The organism is Streptomyces sp. V4I8, assembly GCF_041261225.1.
Taxonomy (GTDB): domain Bacteria; phylum Actinomycetota; class Actinomycetes; order Streptomycetales; family Streptomycetaceae; genus Streptomyces.
In genome coordinates, this window is sequence record NZ_JBGCCN010000001.1 from 4,091,367 (window position 1) to 4,114,954 (window position 23,588).

20 protein-coding genes, 2 tRNA genes and 2 pseudogenes are annotated in these 23,588 nt (G+C 70.4%); 5 read left to right on the forward strand and 19 right to left on the reverse strand.

The features are described from left to right. Positions 1-165: 165 nt before the first annotated feature. The 4 genes from ABIE67_RS18630 to ABIE67_RS18645 all read right to left on the reverse strand — a co-directional run bounded on the left by ABIE67_RS18630 (position 166) and on the right by ABIE67_RS18645 (position 4,139). Positions 166-1,956 carry a DEAD/DEAH box helicase gene (locus ABIE67_RS18630; RefSeq protein ID WP_370258825.1) on the reverse strand — a complete coding sequence of 597 codons (1,791 nt, stop codon included), beginning with the start codon at positions 1,954-1,956 and terminating at the stop codon, positions 166-168. Between the two features lie 124 nt (positions 1,957-2,080). Next, positions 2,081-2,449 carry a type II toxin-antitoxin system death-on-curing family toxin gene (locus ABIE67_RS18635; protein ID WP_370258827.1) on the reverse strand — a complete coding sequence of 123 codons (369 nt, stop codon included), beginning with the start codon at positions 2,447-2,449 and terminating at the stop codon, positions 2,081-2,083. Beyond that, positions 2,449-2,646, reverse strand: a complete 198-nt coding sequence (locus tag ABIE67_RS18640; RefSeq protein WP_048583275.1) for a hypothetical protein — start codon at positions 2,644-2,646, stop codon at positions 2,449-2,451. The genes ABIE67_RS18635 and ABIE67_RS18640 overlap by 1 nt, the downstream gene beginning before the upstream one ends. 32 nt (positions 2,647-2,678) lie before the next feature. Beyond that, positions 2,679-4,139 (reverse strand): MFS transporter, encoded by a 1,461-nt coding sequence (locus ABIE67_RS18645; protein ID WP_370258833.1) that lies wholly within the window; start codon positions 4,137-4,139, stop codon positions 2,679-2,681. 225 nt (positions 4,140-4,364) lie between these two features. On the opposite strand from ABIE67_RS18645, the gene ABIE67_RS18650 reads away from it, so the two are divergent. The 4 genes from ABIE67_RS18650 to ABIE67_RS18665 all read left to right on the forward strand — a co-directional run bounded on the left by ABIE67_RS18650 (position 4,365) and on the right by ABIE67_RS18665 (position 6,810). Then, positions 4,365-4,463 (forward strand) — tRNA-OTHER (locus ABIE67_RS18650). A gap of 23 nt (positions 4,464-4,486) precedes the next feature. After that, positions 4,487-4,561, forward strand: a tRNA-Cys gene (locus tag ABIE67_RS18655). A gap of 138 nt (positions 4,562-4,699) precedes the next feature. Next, positions 4,700-5,359 (forward strand): neutral zinc metallopeptidase, encoded by a 660-nt coding sequence (locus ABIE67_RS18660; RefSeq protein ID WP_370258836.1) that lies wholly within the window; start codon positions 4,700-4,702, stop codon positions 5,357-5,359. Between the two features lie 182 nt (positions 5,360-5,541). After that, positions 5,542-6,810, forward strand: a complete 1,269-nt coding sequence (locus tag ABIE67_RS18665; protein WP_370258839.1) for a hypothetical protein — start codon at positions 5,542-5,544, stop codon at positions 6,808-6,810. A gap of 30 nt (positions 6,811-6,840) precedes the next feature. Here ABIE67_RS18665 and ABIE67_RS18670 read toward each other — a convergent pair whose 3' ends face one another. The 14 genes and pseudogenes from ABIE67_RS18670 to ABIE67_RS18735 all read right to left on the reverse strand — a co-directional run bounded on the left by ABIE67_RS18670 (position 6,841) and on the right by ABIE67_RS18735 (position 21,209). Beyond that, positions 6,841-8,055, reverse strand: a complete 1,215-nt coding sequence (locus ABIE67_RS18670) for an SUKH-4 family immunity protein (protein WP_370258842.1) — start codon at positions 8,053-8,055, stop codon at positions 6,841-6,843. 192 nt (positions 8,056-8,247) lie between these two features. After that, positions 8,248-8,762, reverse strand: a pseudogene (locus ABIE67_RS18675) (AAA family ATPase); the annotation flags it as partial. Positions 8,763-8,827: 65 nt separating this feature from the next. Next, positions 8,828-8,950, reverse strand: coding sequence for a hypothetical protein (locus tag ABIE67_RS18680; RefSeq protein ID WP_370258847.1), 123 nt, complete (start codon positions 8,948-8,950; stop codon positions 8,828-8,830). After that, entirely contained in the window at positions 8,947-11,256 is a 2,310-nt protein-coding gene (locus tag ABIE67_RS18685) for a xanthine dehydrogenase family protein molybdopterin-binding subunit (RefSeq protein ID WP_370258851.1), read from the reverse strand. The genes ABIE67_RS18680 and ABIE67_RS18685 overlap by 4 nt, the downstream gene beginning before the upstream one ends. Then, complete coding sequence (locus ABIE67_RS18690) at positions 11,253-12,911, reverse strand: 2Fe-2S iron-sulfur cluster-binding protein (RefSeq protein WP_370258855.1); 1,659 nt, start codon at positions 12,909-12,911, stop codon at positions 11,253-11,255. The genes ABIE67_RS18685 and ABIE67_RS18690 overlap by 4 nt, the downstream gene beginning before the upstream one ends. Beyond that, positions 12,908-13,801, reverse strand: a complete 894-nt coding sequence (locus tag ABIE67_RS18695) for a xanthine dehydrogenase family protein subunit M (protein ID WP_370258858.1) — start codon at positions 13,799-13,801, stop codon at positions 12,908-12,910. The genes ABIE67_RS18690 and ABIE67_RS18695 overlap by 4 nt, the downstream gene beginning before the upstream one ends. Before the next feature lie 226 nt (positions 13,802-14,027). Further along, complete coding sequence (locus ABIE67_RS18700) at positions 14,028-15,638, reverse strand: beta-N-acetylhexosaminidase (RefSeq protein WP_370258861.1); 1,611 nt, start codon at positions 15,636-15,638, stop codon at positions 14,028-14,030. Positions 15,639-15,652: 14 nt separating this feature from the next. Further along, entirely contained in the window at positions 15,653-16,483 is an 831-nt protein-coding gene (locus ABIE67_RS18705; RefSeq protein ID WP_370268713.1) for a carbohydrate ABC transporter permease, read from the reverse strand. Between the two features lie 17 nt (positions 16,484-16,500). Continuing rightward, positions 16,501-17,511: a carbohydrate ABC transporter permease gene (locus ABIE67_RS18710; RefSeq protein WP_370258865.1), complete on the reverse strand. Its 1,011-nt coding sequence runs from the start codon at positions 17,509-17,511 to the stop codon at positions 16,501-16,503. Continuing rightward, complete coding sequence (locus tag ABIE67_RS18715; RefSeq protein WP_370258869.1) at positions 17,508-18,800, reverse strand: extracellular solute-binding protein; 1,293 nt, start codon at positions 18,798-18,800, stop codon at positions 17,508-17,510. Before ABIE67_RS18715 ends, ABIE67_RS18710 begins: the two co-directional genes overlap by 4 nt. A 187-nt stretch (positions 18,801-18,987) precedes the next feature. Further along, complete coding sequence (locus tag ABIE67_RS18720) at positions 18,988-19,275, reverse strand: DUF3039 domain-containing protein (protein ID WP_030054422.1); 288 nt, start codon at positions 19,273-19,275, stop codon at positions 18,988-18,990. A 216-nt stretch (positions 19,276-19,491) separates the two neighbouring features. Next, positions 19,492-20,184, reverse strand: a pseudogene (locus tag ABIE67_RS18725) (RNA-guided endonuclease InsQ/TnpB family protein); the annotation flags it as partial. A 229-nt stretch (positions 20,185-20,413) separates the two neighbouring features. Next, positions 20,414-20,539 carry a hypothetical protein gene (locus ABIE67_RS18730; protein WP_370258871.1) on the reverse strand — a complete coding sequence of 42 codons (126 nt, stop codon included), beginning with the start codon at positions 20,537-20,539 and terminating at the stop codon, positions 20,414-20,416. A 97-nt stretch (positions 20,540-20,636) separates the two neighbouring features. Then, positions 20,637-21,209, reverse strand: coding sequence for a YqgE/AlgH family protein (locus ABIE67_RS18735; protein ID WP_370258875.1), 573 nt, complete (start codon positions 21,207-21,209; stop codon positions 20,637-20,639). A 253-nt stretch (positions 21,210-21,462) separates the two neighbouring features. Between ABIE67_RS18735 and murA the strand changes: the two genes are divergently transcribed. Further along, the gene (gene murA, locus ABIE67_RS18740) at positions 21,463-22,803 is read left to right on the forward strand and encodes a UDP-N-acetylglucosamine 1-carboxyvinyltransferase (RefSeq protein WP_062720985.1); all 1,341 of its coding nucleotides are present in this window, start codon (positions 21,463-21,465) and stop codon (positions 22,801-22,803) included. Between the two features lie 185 nt (positions 22,804-22,988). Here murA and ABIE67_RS18745 read toward each other — a convergent pair whose 3' ends face one another. Further along, on the reverse strand, positions 22,989-23,270 hold the full coding sequence (locus ABIE67_RS18745) for an HU family DNA-binding protein (protein WP_007498188.1): 282 nt from the start codon (positions 23,268-23,270) through the stop codon (positions 22,989-22,991). Between the last annotated feature and the right edge of the window lie 318 nt (positions 23,271-23,588).

Genomic DNA, 23,588 nt, shown 5'->3' on the forward strand with positions numbered 1-23,588 from the left:
CTCCGTCCAGAATCCGGGCAGCGACGGGTACGGACCACGCCGGTTTGCCCGGAAAGGCGAAGGCGTGGAGCGCCCCGTGAGGGGCGCGGGGCTGTGTCAATGTGCGCCTCCGCCGCGTGGGGCGCGACAAGCCCCCGTAGGCCCGCAGCCGAATTCCGAGCCGCTTCACTTCATACGCGTGGCCCACTCCTGGACCTTGGCGATGCGCTGCCGCAACTGTCCCGCCGTGGCCTCGGCGCTCGGCGGCCCGCCGCACACCCGCCGCAGCTCGGTGTGAATGACCCCGTGCGGCTTGCCGCTCTGGTGGACGTACGCGGAGACCATCGTGTTGAGCTGCTTACGGAGCTCCATCATCTCCTTGTGCGAGACGACGGGACGCCGCTCGGCGGGCAGCTCCAGCAGGTCGGCCTCGGCGTCCGGCTTCTTGCGGCTGTGCGCGATCTGCCGGGCCTGTCGCTTCTGGAGGAGCAGCTGCACCTGGTCGGGCTCCAGCAGCCCCGGAATCCCGAGGTAGTCCTGCTCCTCTTCACTTCCCGGGTGGGCCTGCATGCCGAACTCGGCGCCGTCGTAGAGCACCCGGTCGAAGACGGCCTCGGACTCCAGCGCCTCGAAGGAGAACTGCTCCTGCTCGCCGGTGTCCTCGTCCTGCTCCTTGTTCGCCTCCTCCATCTCCTTCTCGGATTCGGCGTACGGGTCCTCCTCGCCCTCCTTCTTCGGCTTGTCGAGGGCGTGGTCGCGCTCGACCTCCATCTCGTTGGCGAAGGTGAGGAGGTCGGGGACGGTCGGAAGGAAGACGGAGGCGGTCTCACCGCGCCGGCGTGACCGTACGAAACGCCCGACGGCCTGCGCGAAGAAGAGCGGCGTGGAGATGGTGGTGGCGTAGACCCCGACGGCCAGCCGCGGCACGTCGACCCCCTCGGACACCATCCGCACGGCGACCATCCACCGGTCGTTGCTGCCGCTGAAGTCGTCGATCCGCTTGGACGCGCCGGCGTCGTCGGACAGGACGAGGGTCGCCTTGTTGCCGGTGATCTCACGGATGAGCTTGGCGTAGGCGCGGGCGGAGTCCTGGTCGGAGGCGATGACGAGGGCGCCGGCGTCCGGGATGGCCTTCCTGACCTCGGTCAGCCGCTGGTCGGCGGCGCGCAGCACACTCGGCATCCACTCGCCGCGCGGATCCAGCGCCGTACGCCAGGCCTGGCTGACGGCGTCCTTCGTCATGGGCTCGCCGAGCCGTGCGGCGATCTCGTCGCCCGCCTTGGTGCGCCAGCGCATGTTGCCGCTGTAGGAGAGGAAGATGACCGGCCGCACGACGTGGTCGGCGAGCGCGTTGCCGTAGCCGTAGGTGTAGTCGGCGGCGGACCGCCGGATCCCGTCGTTCCCCTCCTCGTACGTCACGAAGGGGATGGGGTTGGTGTCGGACCGGAAGGGCGTACCGGTGAGCGCGAGGCGGCGCGTGGCGGGCTCGAAGGCCTCCAGGCAGGCCTCGCCCCAGGACTTGGAGTCACCGGCGTGGTGGATCTCGTCGAGGATCACGAGGGTCTTGCGCTGCTCGACCCGGTTCCGGTGGAGCATGGGCCGCACGCCGACACCGGCGTACGTGACGGCGACGCCCTGGTAGTCCTTGCCGAGCGGGCCCGCGCTGTACTCGGGGTCGAGCTTGATGCCTATCCGCGCGGCGGCCTCCGCCCACTGCTTCTTCAGGTGCTCGGTCGGCGCGACCACGGTGATCTGCTGCACGACATGGTGGTGCAGCAGCCAGGACGCCAGGGTGAGGGCGAAGGTCGTCTTCCCGGCGCCGGGCGTGGCGACCGCGAGGAAGTCACGCGGCTGCTCCTGGATGTACTTCTCCATCGCCCCCTGCTGCCAGGCACGCAGCTTGCTGGCGGTGCCCCAGGGGGCGCGGCCGGGGAAGGCGGGGGATAGGTGGTGCGAGGAGGCGGCGGTGGTAGTCACGGTCTCCGTAAGGGGTCGGGCGGCTCGGCTGCTGTGTATGACGACCGGGTCACCCTACCGGCGGGGTGGTCGGGTCGAGGCGCGGACCGGGCCGGGCCGCCCGTGGGTGGGATCGAGGTCACACTCAGCGCGCGAAGCGCGGCAACTGGGCCGCGATCTTGGGCACGTCCAGCGCGCCCTGGCAGACGTCCAGCACGAACCGCTCGGCCTCGTCCACGTCGAAGTCCGGGTCCAGGGGGTGCCCATTCATGTGCAGAAAGACCCAGGTCGCGTACCAGGCGATGCGCTTGTTCCCGTCGACGAGGGCGTGGTTGCGGGCAAGGGACTCCATCAGCGCGGCGGCCTTCTGCCATACGTCCGGATAGGCGTCCTGCCCGAACACGCTCGACTGGGGACGAGCCAGCGCGGAATCCAGCAGCCCGTAGTCGCGCACCTCGTCCGCCCCGAGCCGCTGCGCGAGGTTCAGCAGCTCGGGCAGAGTGAGGTAGTGCATCAGGCGAGCCTCCGGTTCAGCTCCGCGCTGGCCTTCAGCACGTGCTCGGCAGCCTCGTTGAACAGCCGTGAGTGCTCGTTTATGGCCGCGATCACCGCGTCGTGTGCGAAGGCCTGCATGCTGCGCCCCTCCGCCGCCGCACGCTCACGCAGGGCGTCGAGCTCTTCGTCCGAGAATCGCAGGTTCAGTCCAGCCATACCTCGACGGTACTACGCGGTACCACTCAGTGTCACCGGGATTCCGTGCGCAACCGCGTAGTGACCCAGGCCCCCACCAACGCAACCCCCGCCATCGGCAGGAACACCGCCGCGAACGCCGCCGGATGCGAGCCGGCGCCGGACGCCCCCGTCGCCGCATGGCTCACCGCGCCGCCGCCCAGGGCCGCGAAGGCGGCACCCCCGGCGGCCAGCAGCACGACGTTGGACAGGGCGTCGGAGATCTGGAGCGCGGCGGAGTTGGTGCCGGCCTCCTCGGGGGCGGAGAGATGGAGCAGGAGCACGCTGGTGGAGGCGATGACGAGCCCCATCCCGAAGCAGCCGAACGCCCACGCCACGGCGACGGTCCAGGCGGGCACGGAGTCGATCAGCACACTCGGCGCTGCGGCGATGGAGGCCGCGACCAGCACCATCCCGACCGTCATCAGCCGCTCCCGGTACGGCTCCACCCGCGCCCGCGACTGCATCCACGACCCCAGCGCCCACGTCACGCCACCCGCCGCGAGCGAGAACCCTGCGAGCGTCGGCGACAGCCCCCGCTGGGTGACCAGCATCAGCGGCACGAAGGACTCGGCCGCGATGAACGACCCCGCCGCCACCCCGCGCAACAGCACCACGGACGGCAGCCCGCGCGCCGCCCGGTACGTGCCGCGCGGGAGCAGTCCGAGCACGGCCGGCACGAGGAGTGCGGCGCCGGCGACGCCGGGGAGGAGGGAGAGCCACCGCAGGTCCTGGGCGGCGTACTGGAGCAGGCCCGCGCCGAGGGAGATCCCGAGGGCGAGGCGGATGCGGCGCCGGTCGAAGGAGGCGGCGGGGGCGGACGGGTCGACCGGCCCTCCCGCCCGCCGCCGTATCTGCGGCAGCGCGAGGGCGAGCGGAAAGACGACCAGCACCGGGATCCCGACGAACACCCAGCGCCAGCCCAGATGCTCGGTCACGGCCCCGGAGGCCAGCGGCCCGACGATCGACGGTACGACCCAGCTCGCCGCGAACGCCGCCATGATCGCCGGTCGCAACCGTTCGGGGTAGGCCCGCCCGACGACGACGTACAAGGCGACGATCACCAGCCCGCCCCCGAGCCCCTGCACGGCCCGCCCGAGAATGAACGGCCACATGGCCCCCGCAGTCCCGGACAACAGCAGACCGGCCCCGAACGCGGCGATCCCCGTGGTCAGCGCGCCCAACGGGCCTCGCCGGTCCGACCACTGCCCCGCGAGCACCATCCCGAACAGGCTGGTGGTGAAGTACCCCGAGAACGCGAAGGCGTACAACGACACCCCGTCCAGTTCCCGCGCCGCCACCGGCATGGCCGTACCGACCGCCGTCGCCTCGAAGGCGATGAGCAGCACGACGGAGACGATCCCGACGCTCAGCGCCCGATGGGCCCGGCTCAGCACGGTCTCCTCGGCCACGGGGACCAGGGGAAGGTCGGCTCTCTTCGCAAAACCGGCGTCACGCGGCTCGGGGACGGTCATGACCGCCAGCGTAAGGGCCACAACCGACTTTGACCCCTGTCGAGAGACGGGCTCCGCGCTGCGACCTTGGTCGTACGACCTGCGGGATCGGGGTTTCATGAACGGGGTGTGGCAGTCCCGTTGCGGCACAGCCGATTCCCTTGAGCGGCTCGCCCGCTCCCCCGTACGGTCAAGTCATCGATCAAGCCCGGCCCAAGCGACAACAACCGGACCGGACTTGCCGACGGCCGTGTGCCCGAGTGGTTCAGGGGCTCACCCGCGCTGCATCCCTCAGCGAGCTCCGCTCGCGGGGAGTTACGCGGGTTCGAATCCCGCCACAGCACACGACCGCGGTTCACATCGGTAACGGCCGTGTGCCCGAGTGGTTCAGGGGCTCGCCTGCAAAGCGAGTTACGTGGGTTCGAATCCCGCCACGGCCTCCACCGCTTCCTTCTGCGGATGCGACCCGCGGCTCGCGGGTGTTGAATGGATCTCAGCGTCCGCCGTGTCCACCGCACCCTCGCGACAGCGATCAGCGCTCGACGCCGAACCCTTCCTCATGTCGTTCGAGGTAGCCAGCCATGAGCAGGAAATTCCGGATGCGCGTATGCGCGGCAGCGGTCACGCCCATACTGCTCGTCAGCGGTAGTTACGCATACAGCGCGCCGGCGAAACAGGGCGCGATGCAGGAGGACATCGACGCGGCAGTGTACGGCGTTGACGAATTCTGGAAGGCGCATTGGTCGGACTTCTTCACCGAAAGCTACGTCCCACCCCAGATCCTGGGCCTGTACGACGGCAGGTCGGCGGAGGTCCCCACGTGCAACGGGGAGCCGCTGGTGCCGGACAACGCGCTTTACTGCCCGCCGGAGGACTACCTCGCGTGGGATGTCGGCCTCATGCGCGAGGGCTATTCGACCGGCGACGCCTACGTCTATTTCGTCGTGGCCCATGAGTGGGGACACGCGATACAGAGCCGGCTGGACGTCGAATTGCAGGACGTCGCCACAGAACTACAGGCGGACTGTCTGGCAGGAGCAGAACTTCAAGGTGCCGCGAACGACGATTTCATCGTCTTCGAGCAGGGGGATGCCGAAGAGTTGACCAATGCCATATACAGCGTTTCCGACGACCTCCCCTGGACCAACGCGGGGGACCACGGGAACGCCGACGAGCGGAGCAACGCTTTTGTCCAAGGGCTGGAGGGCGGAGTCAGCGCCTGTCTGCCCGAGACGGCCTAGCAACTGAGACGGCCTGGCAGCCAACGGCACCTCCCGGCACCTCCCTGGCCCTTCCCCGGTCGGGCCTCCGCACCATCTCCTCAAACGGCAGCACAACCGTGGGCACCTTCCAGGTGTCCAGTACATGACTGGACGGCAATCCTCCGGTCGCCGTGCTTCCTGTCCGACGAGGAGACCCGTCCGTGCGCCAGCGCATCCGCCCCACGCACATCCGTCACTCGCACGCCCGCCGGTCGGCGGCCCTCGTGGCCGCCGCCGCGTTCGTCGCGGCCGTTCCCGCGGTCGTCGCTCCGGCGGCGCATGCCGAGGAGGGTGAGCCCTCCCTGGTGATCTCGAACCTGCCGCGCACCTCTCCCAAGCCCGGCGAGGTGTACGACGAGTCCGTCGTCATCACCAACAAGGGCACCGCGGCAACGGACGGGGTCACCTTCCGGATCCGGCTCACCCGGGGACTCGACTTCCCCGAGGCCGTCGAGGGCTGCACCTACTCGACCATCGAGGACCAGGTCAGGCAGGCGCTCTGCGAGCTCGACACCGTGATCGAACCGGGCGCCTCCGCCGAGACGCCCGTACGGTTCAAGGCCCTGCCCAACGCGCTGATGGAGGCCGTCGAGTACGGCACCTCGGCGACCGGTGCGGCCCCGGGCGAGGGGTTCACCGACAGCTACCGGCGGCTGACCCTGACCGCCAACAGCACGGCCGACCTCGTCGCCGTCGGCGAAGACACGGAAGCCCTCGCGGGCGACAGCCAGTCCGTCACGGTGACCCTGCGCAACGACGGCCCCGGCTGGATCCAGAACCAGGAGAGCGACGACCAGACGGCGCTCATGGTGCAGATCCCGCCGGGCACGGTCGCCGCCGAAGTACCCAAGGAGTGCGCGCCGTTCGGGATCGACGGCCCGTCGGCTCCCGGGGGCACCCCGGGCAAGGCCAAGTACGTCTGCTGGCCCGCCGACCACACCCTCGACGTCGGCGAGTCGCTCTCCTTCACCTTCATGCTGGACATCAAGGACGACGCGAAGACGACCACGGGTGAGGTGAAGGCGACCTCCGTGTACGACATCCACCCGGCCTTCGACAAGAACCCCGCCAACGACAAGGCCCAGATCCGGATCGCCATCCCGACCGACAACGAGCCCGGACCGTCCACCTCCGGCGGTTCCTCCACCGGCGGCGGCTCGACGGACGGCGGTACCACCACGGGCGGCAACGGCAACGACCCCGAGGGCCAGTCCACCGGCGGCACGGGCAGCACGGGCGCCACGTCGGCCGGCACCTCCACGGGTACCTCGACCGGCGGTTCCGGCAGCGGATCCGTCAACGGCAACCTGGCGAGCACGGGCTCCGACGGCACCCCGCTCATCGCCGGTGCCGCAGCCGCCGCGGCAGCCGTCGGCGGCGTCCTGGTCATGGCCGTACGCCGCCGCCGCGCCACCGCCAAGTCCTCCTGACGGGCGGACGACGACGCCGGTCGCGTCAAGTCACCACATCCCGCCCACCGACTCCAGGACCCCGCTCGCCTCGTCCTGGAACACCTCCGTCCAGTAGTGCCGGCCGTCGCCCGCCCGGGTGCCGGTCGGGTCGACCGTCGACAGGACCTGGAGCATCGTCATGGCCAGTTGGTCATAGGTGTCGGGGGTCGTCAGCTCGTGGCCCGACTCCTCGTCGATCGCCTGCTCGCGGTGCAGCAGCCAGAGCGTGAAGGCGAGGGTCGAGACGTCCGTGTTCAGGGGGAAGAGTCTCGTCTCAGGCTCGCTCCAGTTCAGGACCGCGCCCGTCTCGCCGTCGACGACCAGACTGTTGTCCTCGACGAGATGGCCGAGGCGTATCAAGCGGTCGGCCCGGGCGGGGAGTTCGGTGTTCCGGTCCTCGCAGGCGTAGTGCTCGGTCAGCGTCTGCAGCGGCACATCCGTGTCCAGCGAGAACAGGAAGCCGTTCTCCGGCAGACCCACCTCGCGCAGGAAGCGGCGGGTCGGCTCGTGCGTGAGCGTGGCGGGGAAGTCGACCTCCTCGAAGCGCACCACCTTGCCCTGCCCGAACTCCTGCTCCAGCAGGCGCGGCGGGAGGTCCAGGGCCAGGCCCGACCGCCCCGCCCGGCCCGCCACCAGCGCCAGGGGGCGGATCAGGGCGGCCATCTTCCAGAACGGCGCCGGCTCGCCGTCCGTGCCCTCCTCGAACACGGCCAGCAGGTGCTGCGACGCCTCCGCCACCGCCTTCGGGCCGTAACGGCCGACGTAGGACGCGAACTGGCCGCGCAGACCTGCCAGTTCGTCGGTCGCCTCAGCGAACCGGACCAGCGTCCGCAGGGACGGTGCCAGCGGACGGCGGTCCATCAGGTCGGGGCGGTCGGGCAGGAAGTACGTCGTCGAGACTTCGCCCGTCGCACCGTCCAGCAGGACCGACTCCGCCTCCACGCCGCCGGGGCCCAGGAGCCCGCCTATCACCAGCTGGTCCCGCAGCTCCGCCGCCAGCCGGCCGTCCGGATCGCCTGTCGATGCCGCCACCGTCCGCAGGACCTCCCCGCCCTCCAGGTCCTCCCGGCACAGCTCGGCGAAGCTCAACACGCCGCTGTCGCCGGGCAGTCCGGGCCCTGTCAGCCAGCGCCGGGTCGACGCGTGCGTGACATACGGATCCAGCTCGGCCTCGGCCAGGATGATCGCCGTATCACCGGCGTGAGTCGTGATCGTCGTGCTCATGGCTCCCCCGCATGCGCTTGCTCACCGCCCCGGGCAGGGCACGGCACACCGACCGGTCCGCCGGCTCCGGCTGCCGTCCCCACTGCTCAGAACACTACGCGCCACCACTGACAACGCCCTCGGATCAGCACGACCGACGACAACTCACCCGGCTCAGCACGAGCACTGACAGCGCTTCACCTCAGGAGACGCTCAACCCACCCTCGCGCGTTCCCTTTGCGCCGAGATCACCTCGACGGTCTCCCCCACCGTCAGCTCCGAGGAGTCCACCCGCAACCCGAGCCGCGGCGTCTCAGCGCTCGGCGCCCGTCCAAGTCCTCGACCGTCCAGGCCCCGCAGCCCGCCTTCGCCCGCCCGGCCTCCCGCGCCGCCACGGCCGCGGGGCTCGGCGCCAGGACGACCCCGTACAGCGGACGCGTGCGCACCAGCCGTACGTACGCCGTCAGGTCGGCACCCAGCACCACGTCCTGCACGACGGCCGTGAACCCGGCCTCCGCGTACGCGTCCGCCGTCGCCGCCGACAGCCGGTACCGCAACCGGAGTTGAGCCTCGTCCTCGCCGCCGTCGGCACCGTCGGCACCGTCGGCTTCGGGCTCGTACTCCACGCGCCCCGACACGATCATCCGCCGGAAGACGTCCCCACGGACGTGCGCCGCCCGCGGCAGCCTCTCCGCGAGCGCCTGCGCGACCGTCGACTTGCCCGCCGCCTCCCCCGCTGCCTAAAGGGCGCGGGAGGTACCCCCGCCGCCGGTGATGAGCACGACCCCGCGCATCACGTGAGATACACGCCGCCCAGCACGACGACGATCGCCGCGAACAGGAACACCAGGATCCACAGCGCCAACCTGCCCACGCCGGGCGCGGGTTCGTAGCGCGGTGGGTCCGGCTCGGTCACTGCCCCGTCACCACCGCGGCCTGCGGCCGGATCGGCAGACGGTTCACCGGGCGGCCCGTCGCGGCCCGTACGGCCGACGCGATGGCCGCCGGCGAGGTCACCACCGGTACCGCGCTCACCGCCTTCGCGCCGAAGGGGGCGACCACGTCGCGTTCCTCGACCAGCTTCACGATGCGGATGTCCGGGGCGTCCAGGGCCGTCGGCAGGGAGTAGCCCGTCAGGTCCGGGTGGCGGATCAGGCCGCGCGCCGAGCGCAGGTTCTCGGTGAGCGCGATGCCCACGCCCTGCGTCACGCCCGCCTCGATCCGCGCCTCCAGCTGGGCGGGGTTCAGCACCCGGCCGACGTCCTGGGCGAGCGCCAGCTCGACCACGCGAACCGAGCCCAGCTCGATGTCGACGTCGACGACCGCGCGGATCGCGCAGAAGGCCATGCCGACGAAGGCGTCGCCCTGGCCCGTCTCGTTCAGCGGTTCGGTGGGGTGGGGGCGGCACTGGGCCGTTGCCCACAGCTCCTTGCCCTCCAGCGCCTCGGTGACGGTGGTCGACAGGACGCCGTCGTACGAGGTGATCTTGCCGTCGGTGATCTGGAGCAGCTCGGTGGACATGCCGAACTTGTGCGCCAGGGGCTGGAGCAGCTGGGTGCGGACCATCTTGGCCGCCCGCTCCACCGCGCCGCCCGACACCCAGGTGTGGCGGCCGCGGCAGCCCGCGCCCGCGGGAGGCTGGTCGGTGTCGACGGGCGCCACGTGCACCTCGTCGATGCCCAGCGTGTCCTGGACGATCTGCCGGGCCAGCGTCGCGAAGCCCTGGCCCGTCTCGACCGCCGCGCACAGCACCGTCGCGACGCCGTCGTGGACCTTCACGGTCGCCGTGGAGACCTCGTCCGCGCCCTCGGCGCCGAGCATGTGCACCATGCCCAGGCCGTAGCCCACGCCGCGCCGCACGGCACCTGGTTCGCCCGCGCCCTCGGGGCCGCCGGGCAGCAGCCACTCCTCCTCGGGGGTGTCCTTGGGGAGCGCGGGCAGGGGGTAGTCCCGTACGGCCTGGAGCAGCTCGGCCACCGGGGCCGGGCAGGTCACCGTCTGGCCGGTCGGCAGGACGTCGCCGGTCGCCATGGCGTTGCGCAGGCGCAGCTCCGCCGGGTCGACGCCGAGCTTCTTGGCCAGCTTGTCCATCTGCGCCTCGTAGGCGGCGCACACCTGCATGGCGCCCTCGCCGCGCACATGGCCGGAGGGCGGGTTGTTGGTGCGGACGGCCCAGCCCTCGATGAAGGCGTTCGGGACGACGTACGGCCCGCACGCGAAGCCGACCGCGGCGGCCAGGGCCTCGGCGGACGTGTCGGCGTACGCGCCCGCGTCCAGCAGGATCTGCGCCTCGACCTTCACCAACCTGCCCTCGGCGTCCGCGTGGTGGCGGTACCGCAGCAGCGTCGGGTGCCGGTGCACATGGCCCAGGAAGGACTCCTCGCGCGTGGCCGTCAGCTTCACCGGGCAGCCGGTCTTCAGCGCCAGCAGGCCCAGCGGAAGCTGGAAGCCCTGGTCCTCGCGGTCGGCGGTGGCGCCGGGGACGCCGGTGACGACGACCTTGACGCGGTCGGGTTCCAGGCCGTAGCAGGCGGCGGCCCGGTCGCGGTCGGTGTGCGGGTCGGTCGAGGCCAGGTAGAGCTCCACGCCGCCGTCGGGGCGCGGTACGGCGAGGCCGGCCTCGGCGCCGATGGGGGCCGGGTCCTGGCGGCCGATGCGGTACAGGCCCTCGACCACGATGTCGCCGGCCGCGTCGGGGTCGCCGTGGCGCAGCGGGATGTGGCGGATCAGGTTGCCGTCGGGGTGCAGCGGCTCGGCCTCGAAGGCCTGTTCGGGGTCGGTCACCGGGTCGCGTACCTCGTACTCGACGATGACGGCCGCGGCGGCCAGCCGGGCGGTGTCCGGGTGGTCGGCGGCGACCGCGGCGATGGGCTCGCCGTGGTGGCGTACGACCTCGGAGGCGAAGACCGGGCGGTCCGCCTTGCCGCGGCCGAGCAGCGGGCTGCCGGGCACGTCCTCGTGCGTGACGACGGCCCGTACGCCGGGCATCTCGCGCGCGTGGGAGGTGTCGATGGACGTGATGCGCGCGTGCGGGTGCGGCGAGCGCAGTACGGCCGCCCACAGCAGGCCCTCGGCCCACAGGTCGGCCGCGTACGGGAACGTGCCCTCGGTCTTGGCGCGGGCGTCGGCGGCCGGCAAGGAGGCGCCGAGGCCGTGCGGGATCGGCTCGGGGGCGGGTGCTGCCTCCGCGGCTGTGGTCGCGGTGGCGGCTTCGTTGCTCACGCCTGGCCTCCGTCCTGTCCGTACGCCTGGTCATGCGGTCCCCTGGCGGCCCGTGGCTCGAACGCCGACGGGTTGACCCCGCCGGCCCCGGGGCCCGCCTGGTGAGGGATACGCGGCTCGTCGCCGTCGTGTTCGCCGTCGCCGGCCGCCGCGTGTGCCTCGCGTTCGGCGACGACCTCCTTGACGGCGTCCACCACGCCCCGGTAGCCGGAGCAACGGCAGAGGTTGCCGCAGAGTGCCTGGCGGGTCTCCATCTCGGTGGGCGCCGGGTTGCCCTCCAGCAGGTCGTGCACGGTCATCGCCATGCCCGGCACGCAGAAGCCGCACTGCACCGCGCCGCACCGCGCGAGCGCCCGCTGCACGTCGGAGGGCTGCCCTTCCTCGGCCAGGCCCTCGACGGTACGGACCTCGCTGCCGGCGGCGGTGACGGCCGGTACCAGGCAGGACGCCACGAGCCGTCCGTCGACCTGCACGTTGCAGGCCCCGCACTCGCCCTGCGAGCAGCCGTCCTTGGCGCCCGCGAGGCCGAGCCGCTCACGCAGCACGTAGAGCAGCGACTCGCCGATCCAGGCGTCCGAGACGGGCCGGTCGACGCCGTTGACGCGCAGGACGTAGGAGGCGAGGGGGTGTTCCTCGCCGGTGGGCGCCGGTACGTCGCCGGAGGCGGCCTGTGCGGGGTCCTCGGCGTCCTCCGGGGCCAAGTCGCCGCCCTTGGCGGGGGACGGGTCGGCGGAAGCCTCTGCCGGGCCCTCTGCGGCCTCTGGGGCGCCTTGGGCGTCCGTGGCGGCCTCAGTGGCTCCGGGAGCGTCCTGTGCGGCCTCTGGAGCGGCTTCCGCGGGGTCCTCGGCGGGCGGCGCGGCGGCGAACTCGGGCGCGCCACCGGCCGGCTGCTCGTGCGCGTGCGGGGCGCGCTGCTCGCCGGGCCGGTCGTCGGCGGGTGCGGCGTGCTGGTCGCCGGAGTACGCCCCCGGCAGGCCCGGCTGCCCGTGCGCATGCCCGGCGTCCGTCGGGTGCCCGGCTCCCGCCGCTTCCTCGGCCGTCGCCGCGGCCTCCGCCTGCTGTCCCCACGGCTGCCCGGTCGGCTGCGTGGCCCAGGGTGCGGACGCGCCGCCCGGCAGTGTGGCCGGAGGGGTTCCGCCCCACTGCTCGACGAGCGACGAGGTGGTGAACTCGCCCGATTCGTCCGGAAGGTCGCCGTTGGCAACGGGAATCGACCACTGTCCGGTGACGTCGTGACCGGACGCGGCGGCGGCCTCGTGCCCCGCCCGGCCGGCGTGGCCCTGGGCGGTCTCGGAGAAGTCCCACTGCTGGGTCGTCCCGGGGTTGTACGTGAACTGGCCGCCGCTCGTGTCCTGCGGCACCGCGTTCGGGTCGGGCCACTGGGCGCCGTCGGCGGGTGCGCCCGCGACCGGCCAGCCGCCCGGTGCCGCGGGGTCGACGCCCCCGGTCGATCCCGGCGCGACCGTTATCTGCGGGGGCACATAGCCGTGCCCGGGCGCGGCGAGCGGGGTGTCCGAGGAGGCCAGGAGGGCGTCGATGCCCCCTTCGGGGAGTTTGACGAAGGCGGTGGCGCCGTCGTCGTAGTCGCCCTGGGGCAGCGGGTCCCAGCGACCTCCGCCCCGGGGCGCGCCCTCTCCGTGCTGGTCGTCGGTCACGACAGCGCCCTCCCCAGTGCTCGTCGGGCCAGTGCGGCGACGGTGCGCCGCAGGTGCAGTACGGCGGGCGGATGCTGTGGTACGGAGCCGTCCTCGGCCGGGGCCGGGTCCGGGATGCAGGCCGCGGCGACGTACTCCCCGAAGGCGTTCAGCGCCTCGGGGACGATCGCGCGGTTGTTGTCCCAGTCGATCAGCTGGGCGACCCAGTGCTCGGCGTCCAGCGGCCTGAGCGGCATCGGCGCTATGGCGCCGACGGCGCACCTGATGCCACGCCGGGCGGGGTCGAGCACGACCGCGACGGATGCCATCGCGCGCCCCGGGCCGGTGCGGCCGGTGGCCTTGAGGAAGACCTGCGGGGCGTGCAGCAGCGGCACGCGCACGTACCCGATGAGTTCGCCGGCGCGCAGCATGTCCATGCCCGCCAGCAGGTGCGACACCGGGATCTCCCGGCGGGCTCCGCCCGGGCCCGCGATGATCAGGGTCGCTTCGAGGGCGGCGAGGACCGGCAGCGCGTCACCGGCCGGGGACGCCGAGGCGATGTTGCCGCCCAGGGTGCCCGCGTTGCGGATCTGCGGCGGGCCCGCGGCGCGCGCGGCGGCCGCGAGCGCCGGGATCAGGGCGGCGAAGTCGGGGCGGCCCATACGCGCGTGCGTGAGGCCTGCGCCCAGCAGGGCGTGACCGTCCTGGTACTGCCAGCCGCGGATCTCGCTGATCTTGCCGAGGCCGACCAGCGCGGCGGGCCTGAGCTGCCCGGAATTGACGGCGGCCATGAGGTCGGTGCCGCCCGCGACGGGCACGGCGGCGGGCATGGCGGCCAGTGCCGCCACGGCCTCGTCCAGCGTCGTGGGCAGCGTGACGGCCTGCCCCGCCTGCGGTGCGTGCGTGGTCAAACCGGCTGCCCCTTCCCGCTGCCCCACCTGGTCCCACCTGTGCTGCCGTACGGTACGTGCTGACAGGGCGGACGTGGCAACTCTGGCACATCTTCGCAGGACCCGAGGACAGGGGTCCGCTAGGAGGCATTCGCCCACCTCATCGGACAGATGGTCCGTTTTCGTACGGCATCACCAGTGTTTACCGATTGACACTCTTCGGTGACTCCTTGCCGGTTTTTTTCAATTACCTGTTCGGGGGAGGGCCGTCGATCGGACGCCCGGGCACACCGGGGCGCCGCTGCCACGGCCGCGGTCCCGTCGGCGGGCGGTACGCGACCCCCAGGGCGTCGAGTCGCCCGTAATGGGCGGCCATCCGGCGCTCGAAGTCGGCGAAGTCCCGTTCCGCCGGGGCGGGCAGGCGGCTCCAGGCAACCTCCGCGAAGGCGGCGAGGCGCGGGAACGCCTGGTAGTCCACGCGCGCGTGGTCCTCCATCACCTCGGTCCACACGTTGGCCTGCGTCCCGAGCACGTGCCGGGCCTCCTCCGGCGTCAACTCCGCGGGAACGGGCTCGAACCGATAGACGTCCTCCAGGGTGCGGACGTAACCGATCGGCACCGGCTCGTCGGCGCCCGCGTCCTGACGGTGGTCCAGATACACCTGCTGCTCGGGGCACATGACGACGTCGTGCCCGGCCCGCGCGGCGGCGATCCCGCCCGCGTAACCGCGCCAGGACGACACGGCCGCCCCTTCCGCGAGCCCGCCCTCCAGGATCTCGTCCCAGCCGATGAGCCTGCGCCCGCGCGCGGCCAGCCACTTGTCGAAGTGACCGATGAACCACGCCTGGAGTTCGTCCTCGTCCTTCAGCCCGAGTTCCCTGATGCGTTCCTGTGCGGTGGGCGACTGACGCCACTGGTCCTTGATGCATTCGTCACCCCCGACATGAACGAACTCCGAGGGGAACAGCTCCAGGACTTCCTCGAAGACCCCCTCGTAGAAGCGCAGGGTGTTGTCAGTGGGGGCGAGTACGTTCGGATTGATCCCCCAGGTGTCCCAGACGGAGAGTGCGGAGGTGTCGATGAGGTCGGTGTTGCCGAGTTCCGGGTACGCGGCGATCGCGGCCTGCGAGTGGCCGGGTACGTCGATTTCGGGGACGACCGTGATATGCCGCTCGGCGGCGTAGGCGACGATCTCGCGGATGTCGTCCTGGGTGTAGTAGCCACCGTGTGGCTTCTCGTCCCACAGCGGGGAGGCCCGGTGGCCGAATTTCGTGCGAGCCCGCCAGGAGCCGACCTCCGTCAGCCGGGGGTACTTCTGGATCTCGATACGCCAGCCCTGGTCGTCCGTCAGGTGGAAGTGGAAGACGTTGAGTTTGTGGGCGGCCATCAGGTCCAGGTAGCGCAGGACGCCGTCCTTGGGCATGAAGTGCCGGGCCACGTCGAGCATGAGGCCGCGCCAGCGGAATCGGGGGGAGTCCCGGATCTCCGTCAGGGGCAGCCGCCATGTACGGCCGGGAAGGGGTGCGCGCCGGAAGGCGCCGGGGCCGAGAAGCTGGCGCAGCGTCTGGGCGCCCCAGAAGACACCGGCGGGCGAGCCGCCCTGGATGTGGACGCCGTGGGGGGCGATGACGAGGCGGTAGGCCTCGGCGTCGAGGCCGGGCCAGACGGACAGATGGAGGACGTCGTACTCGTCCCCCTTCTTGGGCGGCAGCGCGAGCCCGGTCGCCGCGCCGAGGGTCGCGCGCAGCCATCGCGCGGTGTCCTCGGTGCCCGGCCCGGCCTCGATCCCGAAGCCGTCGCCGAGTTCGAAGAAACCCCCGGCCCGCTCCATCTGGTGAGGTGCCGGAATGAGATCCATGAATGATCAGCCTTTCAGTCCTTGACCGCGCCGCCCAGCCCCGACACCAGCCGTCGCTGCACGAGCACGAAGAAGATCAGCACCGGAATCGTCATCACCGTGGACGCCGCCATCACGCCGCCCCAGTCCGGCTCGTCCGGTTTGTAGAAGACGAGCAGGGCCATCGGCAGGGTTGACTGCGAGGTGTCGCTGATGATGAAGGACTTGGCGAACAGGAAGTCGTTCCAGGCCGAGATGAAGGAAAACACGCTCGTGGCCACGAGCCCCGGGAAGACCAGCGGGAAAAGGATCTGCCAGAGGAATCGCGACCGGCTCGCGCCGTCCATGTACGCGGCCTCCTCCAAGGCCTCCGGAACCGCCTTCACAAACCCCCGCAGCATCCAGATCGCGAACGGCAGCGAGAAGGCGATGTGCGGCAGGATCAGCGAGCCGAGCGTGTTCAGCTGGCCGAAGTCCCGCATGAGGAAGAACAGAGGGATCGTCAGGGCCTCCACCGGCACCATCTGGGCCACCAGAAACATGATCAGCAAGGTGGTCCGGAAGCGGAAGCGGAATCGTGTCACCGCGGTCGCCGCGAGAAAGGCGATCAACGCCGAGACGATCACGACCGTGCACGCGACGACAAGGCTGTTGAGGAAGTAGCGGCCGAATTCGTTCTGCTCGAAGACCCGCCGGAAGGAATCCAGGGAGGGGGCCCACGTCCAGGGCCGCGGCTCGCTCGACTCGATCTCCCCGGCCGGTTTGAAGGCGCTGAGCACCATCCAGTACAGCGGAAAGGCCACCACGACGGCGATCAGCAGCGCGGACACCTCCGCGAGCAGCCGCCAGGGACGCCGTACGGACATCACGGATCTCACGGACCTCACAGCTCCTCCCCCTGCCTGCGCAGCAACCGCAGATACACCAGCGTCACCGCCAGCAGGATCAGCAGCATCACGACGCCGATCGCCGAGCCCAGGCTGTACTGCGAGGACGCGAAGGCCTTTTGATAGGCGTACACGTTCAGGACGAGGTTCTGGCCGGCGATGCCGCCGCCGTTCGTCATGACGTAGATCTGGGTGAAGACCTTGAAGTCCCAGATGACCGACTGGATGGTGACGACCACCAGGATCGGCCGCAGCATCGGCGCCAGCACCGACCGCCAGATCCGCCACTGCGAGGCACCGTCCAGCGCGGCGGCCTCCAGCACCTCGGCCGGAACGGCACGGATACCGGCGTACACCGTCACCATCACGAAGGGGAAGGAGCACCAGACCACTTCGAGCAGGACGAGGAAGAAGGCACTGAACCGTCCGTACGTCCAGGAGTGGTCACCGAGCCCCAGGAGGCGGTTCACCGGCCCGAAGTCCGGGTCGAAGAGAAACAGCCACACCGTCGAACCGGTGATGGCGGGCGTCGCCCACGCCCCCAGCGCCGCCAGCATCAACGCCAGCCGTGGCACGGCCCGCACGCGCGTGAGCAGCACGGCGAGCGCACACCCGACGGCCAGCGTCGAGACGACACACGCTGCCGCGAACAGCACGGTCGCGAGAAGCACCTGCCAGAACTGCGCGTCCGAGAACAGTTCGGTGTAGTTCCCGAACCCCTCGAAGGTGGTTGGTTCGCCGCCGCTGACCTGGGCCTGGGTGTACTGGAAGAACGAGATCAGCCCGAGCTGGTAGACGGGATAGACGAGCAGCCCGCCGAGAACGACGAGGGCGGGAGCGAGATAGAGCCAGGGTGCCTTCTGACTACTCCGCCCACGGGGACGCCGGTAGAGGCGCGGGGCTGTGTTGAATTTGCGGCTACCGCCGCGTGGGCGCGAGAAACCACGATGCACCCGCACCCGCCGACGCTCCAGAACCCCCGAGCCACTGGGCGCAGCCGGCGTCATCCGGCGGAGCCAAACGCCTCGTCCATCTTCTTCGCCGCCTCCCCCGCGGCCCCCGCCACATCCTTCTTACCGCTGATGACCTCCTGGAACATCGTCGGCAACACCAGCGAAGAGTCGATCTGCGCCCACGCGGGCGAGGCGGGCACGAACTTGGTCCCCGCAGCCAGCGTCTCCGCGAAGGGCTTCACATACGGCTCCTCGGCCGCGACCTGCTGCCGCACGTCGGAGAACGTCGGCAGGAACCCCATCGCCTCGAACATCGACGCCTGAGTGTCCTTGGAGGCAAGCTGCTCCATCAACTCGACCGCCAGCGTCCGATGCGAGGTGCTCTTCAGGACTCCGATGTTGTTGCCCCCGGCGAACGCCGGCGCCACGGACCCGGCCTTCACCCCCGGCAGCGGCACGACCGCGTACTTGCCCTTGACCTTCCCGGCCTCCACGGCGGTGTGGCTGAAGTCGCCGCCGATCGCCATGCCCGCCTTGCCGGCCGCGAACGCGGTGATCGTGTCGTTGCCGCCCATGCCGGCGCACTTGGCGGCGGGACAGTTGTCGTCGCTGAAGAGGGACGTGTACGCCTTGATGCCCTTCTGGGCGGCCGCGCTGTCGATGGCGGAGGTGTACGAGTCGCCCTCGCCGGTGGCGAGTTCGCCGCCGTTGGCCCAGACGAAGGGCATCGCGCCGTACGTGTAGGCGCCGCCGACGACCAGGCCGTACAGCTCGGGCTTCGCGGCGCGGATCTTGCGGGCCGTGGTGGCCAACTCGGCCATGGTCTTCGGCACTTCGAGGCCGAGTTCCTCGAAGACGTCCGTGCGGTAGTACAGGGCGCGGACGCCGACGTAGAAGGGGGCGCCGTAGACCTTGCCGTCCACGGTGACGGACTGCTCGGCGGTGGGGTCGGTGTCCTTCGCCTCCGCCCAGTCGCCGAACTCCTTCGTGACGTCGAGGAGTCCGCCGTCCTTCACATATCCGGCGGTGTCGGTGTTGCCGTACTCCACGACGTCGGGGGCGGACTTCGGGTCGTTGAAGGCGGCCTTGACGCGCTGGGCGCGGGTCTCGACCGGGATGTACTCGACGTCGACCTTCGTGCCGTCGTGGGCCTTCTCGAAGGCGGCGACGACGGAGTCGACGACCTTCTCCTTCGGCTTGTTGCCGACTTCCTGGAAGAGCCAGACCCGCAGGGTGCCGGTCCTGTCGTCCTTGTCGGAGGAGGAGTTGGTGGAGGTCTGCGGGGCACAGGCGGTGACGGCCAGGGCGGTGAGCAGTACGGCGAGTCTGGGGGCGAGCTTCATGGAGCGGTCCTCCGGGCGTGCGTTGCAACATATGCAATGACGGTTTCGCTCTGCACAACGCATCGGAGCCTAGGGACTACATGAACATGGCCACAAGAGGTCTCAACCACTTCGTGACACGCAAAGGCCCCCGCGGTGCGCCGAAACGCACCCCGGGGGCCTTGCGAACCTCAGGCCGAGGGGAGGGCTACTTCTTGTCGCCGCCCTTGCCCTTGTCGTCGCCGCCGGCGCCCATGGACTCGTAGATCTCCTTGCACATGGGGCACACCGGGTACTTCTTCGGGTCGCGGCCGGGCACCCAGACCTTGCCGCAGAGCGCCACGACGGGGGTGCCGTCGAGGGCGCTCGCCATGATCTTGTCCTTCTGGACGTAGTGGGCGAAGCGCTCGTGATCGCCGTCGCCGTGGGAAGTCTGCGGCGTGGGCTCGACGAGGGTCCCCGTACCAGTCCCGCGCTCGGGCTCGAGAGTGCTCATACCGCCAAGAGTAGTCAACCGCCCGTCGCTAAAGCGACGGGCTCGCACAACGGGCATCACTGGCAGTGATGCTGCGTTTGCGTCCAGTCCCACTCCGCTAATGCTGGCATGGGGCAAGGGCCGTTGACCTGGCCCGCGTCGCCACAACTCCCACGCTCTGGCGCGGATGTTGCGGGAGCCATTCCGGTCCGCGTGATCAACGAATCCGCAGGACCGGCACACGAACCAGGCCTGACTGACCCGGTTCGCCTTGTCGACGTGCCCGCACTCTGCGCAGGTGCGGGACGTGTACGCCGGATCGACATACACGACAGGCACTCCTGCCCGGCGGGCCTTATCCGCGATAAAGCTTCCGAGCTGGGCGAACGACCAGCTGGAGTGGGTGGCCCGTCGGGGCTTGCGAAGCCGTACCCGCTCGCGGATGCCCGTCAGGTCTTCCAGGGCAATTCCGCGACCGGTGCGTTCTGCCTCGGCCACCACATGCTTCGCGATCTTGTGATTGATGTCTCTGGCTCGCCGCGCCTCCTTACGGCGCCGCTCCTTCAGCCGACGTTTGGCGGACGGAGTGTTCTTCTTCTGCAGCTTGGCCCGCAGCCCGCGCTCGCGTGACCGGACGCGGTTGATCTCCCGCCCAGCCATGATCTCGCCGTCACTGGTGGTCGCGATGTTGACGACGCCCAGGTCGATCCCGAGGAAGTCCACCGGATCCGTGTTCGGCGCGGCCTCGGGGATCTCGCAGGTGGCCAGCAGGAACCACATGCCGTCCCGGCACAGCAGATCGGACTCGCCTTTGCGGTACAGGGCCAGAGTGGCCAGCTGTTCCGGGGATGCGGTGAACGCCACATCCTTCACTCGCCCCGAAACAGTCCAGATCGACACTCGGCGCTCGTCGATCTGCCAGGACAGCATCCGGTCGTCGTAGGGCTGCGCGCCCTCGGGGCGGAAGGTGATCGGCTTCCCGGTAGCTCTCCGGTACCGCTTGGAGTCGGGCTTGCCCAGGTTTCCGGCCCTCAGGTTGGCCTTCAAGGTCGCGTACGCGTGCACGTCTTCTTGATCACGTGCTGGGCGGCCTGGGCACCCAGCCGCCTTCGTGCCTTGATTTCACCGTAGGTGTGCTCGCGCAGCGCGAAGTTCTTCTTCACGTTTTTTCGAAGGCCACGCCGCTGGCCCAGGTGGCGGACTCATTGCACGCGCGCAGGGTCGCCTCAAGTGCCGCCGCCTGCACGGACGTCGGCAGCAGCTTCACCTGCACCACCAGCTTCACATCCGCGACGCTACGCGGCCCCTCTGGGCGTGCGCATTCGAACACGGAAATCCTGCCGGATCCCACAATCCAAGAACCCCGCTGAAGCTCACACGCATCAGTTGAGCGAAGGGTCGTCGGGGTACGTGGCCACCATCGCGAGCTCGTTGCGCTGCCGGCGCAGGACCTCGCGCCAGAGTCTTTCCGGCGACGGCGAGGACACGTCTCCGGGCTCCGACTCGACGACGTACCAGGCGCCCTCCACCAGCTCGTCCTCCAGCTGGCCCGGTCCCCAGCCGGCGTATCCGGCGAAGATTCTCAGGCTGCCGACGGCCGAGGCGAGCAGTTCCGGCGGTGCCTCCAGGTCCACCAGCCCGATCGCGCCGTGCACCCTGCGCCAGCCCAGCGGGGCGCTCTCGCCGTTCGCGTCGCCGGGGATGACGGCGACGCCGAGCGCCGAGTCCAGGGACACCGGGCCGCCCTGGAAGACGACACCGGGTTCGCCGGCGAGGTCCGCCCAGTCCTCCAGGATGTCGCCCACGTCCACGGGGGTCGGACGGTTGAGGACGACACCGAGGGAGCCCTCCTCGTCGTGGTCGAGAAGGAGCACCACCGCGCGGTCGAAGTTCGGGTCCGCCAGGGCGGGCGTTGCCACGAGCAACCGCCCTGTGAGCGAGGACACCTCGGTCATGCCAGACATGATCCCGCATCTTCCCTTCATGTGGGGAGGCAATGCCGGTTCGGGAGTGAATGCAGCTCAGGGCGGAAAGAAGCGTCGGCGGGCGCACGGCCGGGACGGTGACCGCTTGTGCCCGGCGGGGAACCGTTCGTGTTGTGACAGAGCTATGACGTTCCTGAGTCGTCCTCGGGCTTACTGAAGGGGGGGCGACGGCGATTACCCTTTCCCTCCTGGCCCCTGCCCAACTCATCGGAACGCGAGATACATGACCGTCAACGACGATGTCCTGCTTGTCCACGGCGGAACCCCGCTGGAGGGCGAGATCCGTGTCCGCGGTGCGAAGAACCTCGTACCGAAGGCCATGGTGGCTGCCCTGCTGGGCAGCGCGCCGAGTCGACTGCGCAACGTGCCGGACATCCGTGATGTGCGGGTCGTACGCGGTCTGCTCCAGCTGCACGGGGTGACGGTCCGTCCGGGTGAGGAACCGGGCGAGTTGGTGATGGACCCGTCCCACGTGGAGAGCGCGAACGTCGCTGACATCGATGCCCACGCGGGTTCCAGCCGTATCCCGATCCTGCTGTGCGGTCCGCTGCTGCACCGCCTCGGGCACGCCTTCATCCCGGGCCTCGGCGGCTGCGACATCGGCGGCCGGCCCATCGACTTCCACTTCGAGGTGCTGCGGCAGTTCGGCGCGACGATCGAGAAGCGGGCCGACGGGCAGTACCTGGAGGCTCCGCAGCGGCTGCGTGGCACGAAGATCCGGCTGCCGTACCCGTCCGTGGGCGCGACCGAGCAGGTCCTGCTGACGGCCGTCCTCGCCGAAGGTGTCACCGAGCTCTCGAACGCGGCCGTGGAGCCGGAGATCGAGGACCTCATCTGCGTCCTGCAGAAGATGGGCGCCATCATCGGCGTGGACACCGACCGCACCATCCGCATCACCGGTGTGGACAGCCTCGGCGGCTACACCCACCGCGCCCTCCCGGACCGCCTGGAGGCCGCCTCCTGGGCGTCCGCGGCGCTCGCGACCGAGGGCAACATCTACGTCCGTGGCGCCCAGCAGCGCTCGATGATGACGTTCCTCAACACCTACCGGAAGGTGGGCGGCGCCTTCGAGATCGACGACGAGGGCATCCGGTTCTGGCACCCCGGTGGCCAGTTGAAGTCCATCGCGCTCGAAACGGACGTGCACCCGGGCTTCCAGACGGACTGGCAGCAGCCGCTGGTGGTGGCCCTCACGCAGGCGACGGGGCTGTCCATCATCCACGAGACGGTCTACGAGTCCCGCCTCGGCTTCACCTCCGCCCTGAACCAGATGGGCGCCCACATCCAGCTCTACCGCGAGTGCCTCGGCGGCTCCGACTGCCGCTTCGGCCAGCGCAACTTCCTGCACTCCGCGGTCGTCTCGGGCCCCACCAAGCTCCAGGGCGCCGATCTGGTCATCCCCGACCTCCGCGGCGGCTTCTCCTACCTCATCGCGGCCCTGGCGGCCCAGGGCACGTCCCGGGTCCACGGCATCGACCTCATCAACCGGGGCTACGAGAACTTCATGGAGAAGCTCGTGGAACTCGGGGCCAAGGTCGAGCTGCCGGGCAAGGCACTCGGCTGACATCCGTACGCCGATGGGGCGGTCACCCGGACTCGGGTGACCGCCCCATCGGCGTTGTGCTGAGCGCCCCGAAGGGGCGCGGGACCATATCTACGTGCGGCTACCGCCGCGCGGGCGCGACCAGCCACGGACGTCCCGACAGCCGAGATACGGCCCGCAGTTACCCGGCGCTCGAAGCGGAGCGCTTACTTGCCCTTGGCGGCTTCCTTGAGCTTGCTGCCCGCGGAGACCTTCACGCTGTAGCCGGCCGGGATCTGGATCGGGTCGCCGGTCTGCGGGTTGCGGGCGGTGCGAGCGGCACGGTGGGTGCGCTCGAAGGTCAGGAAGCCAGGGATGGTGACCTTCTCGTCGCCCTTGGCGACAACCTCGCCGACGGTCTCGGCGAACGCGGCCAGCACGGCGTCGGCGTCCTTGCGGGTCACCTCGGCGCGGTCGGCCAGCGCGGCCACCAGCTCACTGCGGTTCATGTTGTTACTCCCGTGTTCATTTGCCTTGAGGCGTGCCACGCGGCGGGGCCGCATGTCGGGCACAGCGATGTCGATGCTGCCAGGGTCCTCGGTGAGACCCGGGACCCGGGTCCGTCGTCAGACCCTCGCGCCCAGAGACGCATCCTGCCCCTACCTGCGGCGGGAAAGCCAATCCGGCGCCCGGAGGAGTCGTGAGAACACCCTTGGGAGTCACACGAAGAGAGGGCCTGAGCTTGGCCGTCACGATAAACGGCGTCCGAAGGCCCTTGGTTCCACGACGCGCCGGTACAAGGGCTTGCCGTGGCGATCCTCACAGCC

Excerpts from the sequence above, each read along its gene's own strand:
- ABIE67_RS18745 (WP_007498188.1), bottom strand. The coding sequence starts at position 23,270 with ATGAACCGCAGTGAGCTGGTGGCCGCGCTGGCCGACCGCGCCGAGGTG.
- murA (WP_062720985.1), top strand. The coding sequence starts at position 21,463 with ATGACCGTCAACGACGATGTCCTGCTTGTCCACGGCGGAACCCCGCTG.
- ABIE67_RS18705 (WP_370268713.1), bottom strand. The coding sequence starts at position 16,483 with ATGTCCGTACGGCGTCCCTGGCGGCTGCTCGCGGAGGTGTCCGCGCTG.
- ABIE67_RS18660 (WP_370258836.1), top strand. The coding sequence starts at position 4,700 with ATGAGCAGGAAATTCCGGATGCGCGTATGCGCGGCAGCGGTCACGCCC.
- ABIE67_RS18715 (WP_370258869.1), bottom strand. The coding sequence starts at position 18,800 with ATGAAGCTCGCCCCCAGACTCGCCGTACTGCTCACCGCCCTGGCCGTC.
- ABIE67_RS18640 (WP_048583275.1), bottom strand. The coding sequence starts at position 2,646 with ATGGCTGGACTGAACCTGCGATTCTCGGACGAAGAGCTCGACGCCCTG.
- ABIE67_RS18635 (WP_370258827.1), bottom strand. The coding sequence starts at position 2,449 with ATGCACTACCTCACTCTGCCCGAGCTGCTGAACCTCGCGCAGCGGCTC.
- ABIE67_RS18700 (WP_370258861.1), bottom strand. The coding sequence starts at position 15,638 with ATGGATCTCATTCCGGCACCTCACCAGATGGAGCGGGCCGGGGGTTTC.
- ABIE67_RS18735 (WP_370258875.1), bottom strand. The coding sequence starts at position 21,209 with ATGACCGAGGTGTCCTCGCTCACAGGGCGGTTGCTCGTGGCAACGCCC.
- ABIE67_RS18710 (WP_370258865.1), bottom strand. The coding sequence starts at position 17,511 with ATGACGCCGGCTGCGCCCAGTGGCTCGGGGGTTCTGGAGCGTCGGCGG.
- ABIE67_RS18645 (WP_370258833.1), bottom strand. The coding sequence starts at position 4,139 with ATGACCGTCCCCGAGCCGCGTGACGCCGGTTTTGCGAAGAGAGCCGAC.
- ABIE67_RS18720 (WP_030054422.1), bottom strand. The coding sequence starts at position 19,275 with ATGAGCACTCTCGAGCCCGAGCGCGGGACTGGTACGGGGACCCTCGTC.
- ABIE67_RS18670 (WP_370258842.1), bottom strand. The coding sequence starts at position 8,055 with ATGAGCACGACGATCACGACTCACGCCGGTGATACGGCGATCATCCTG.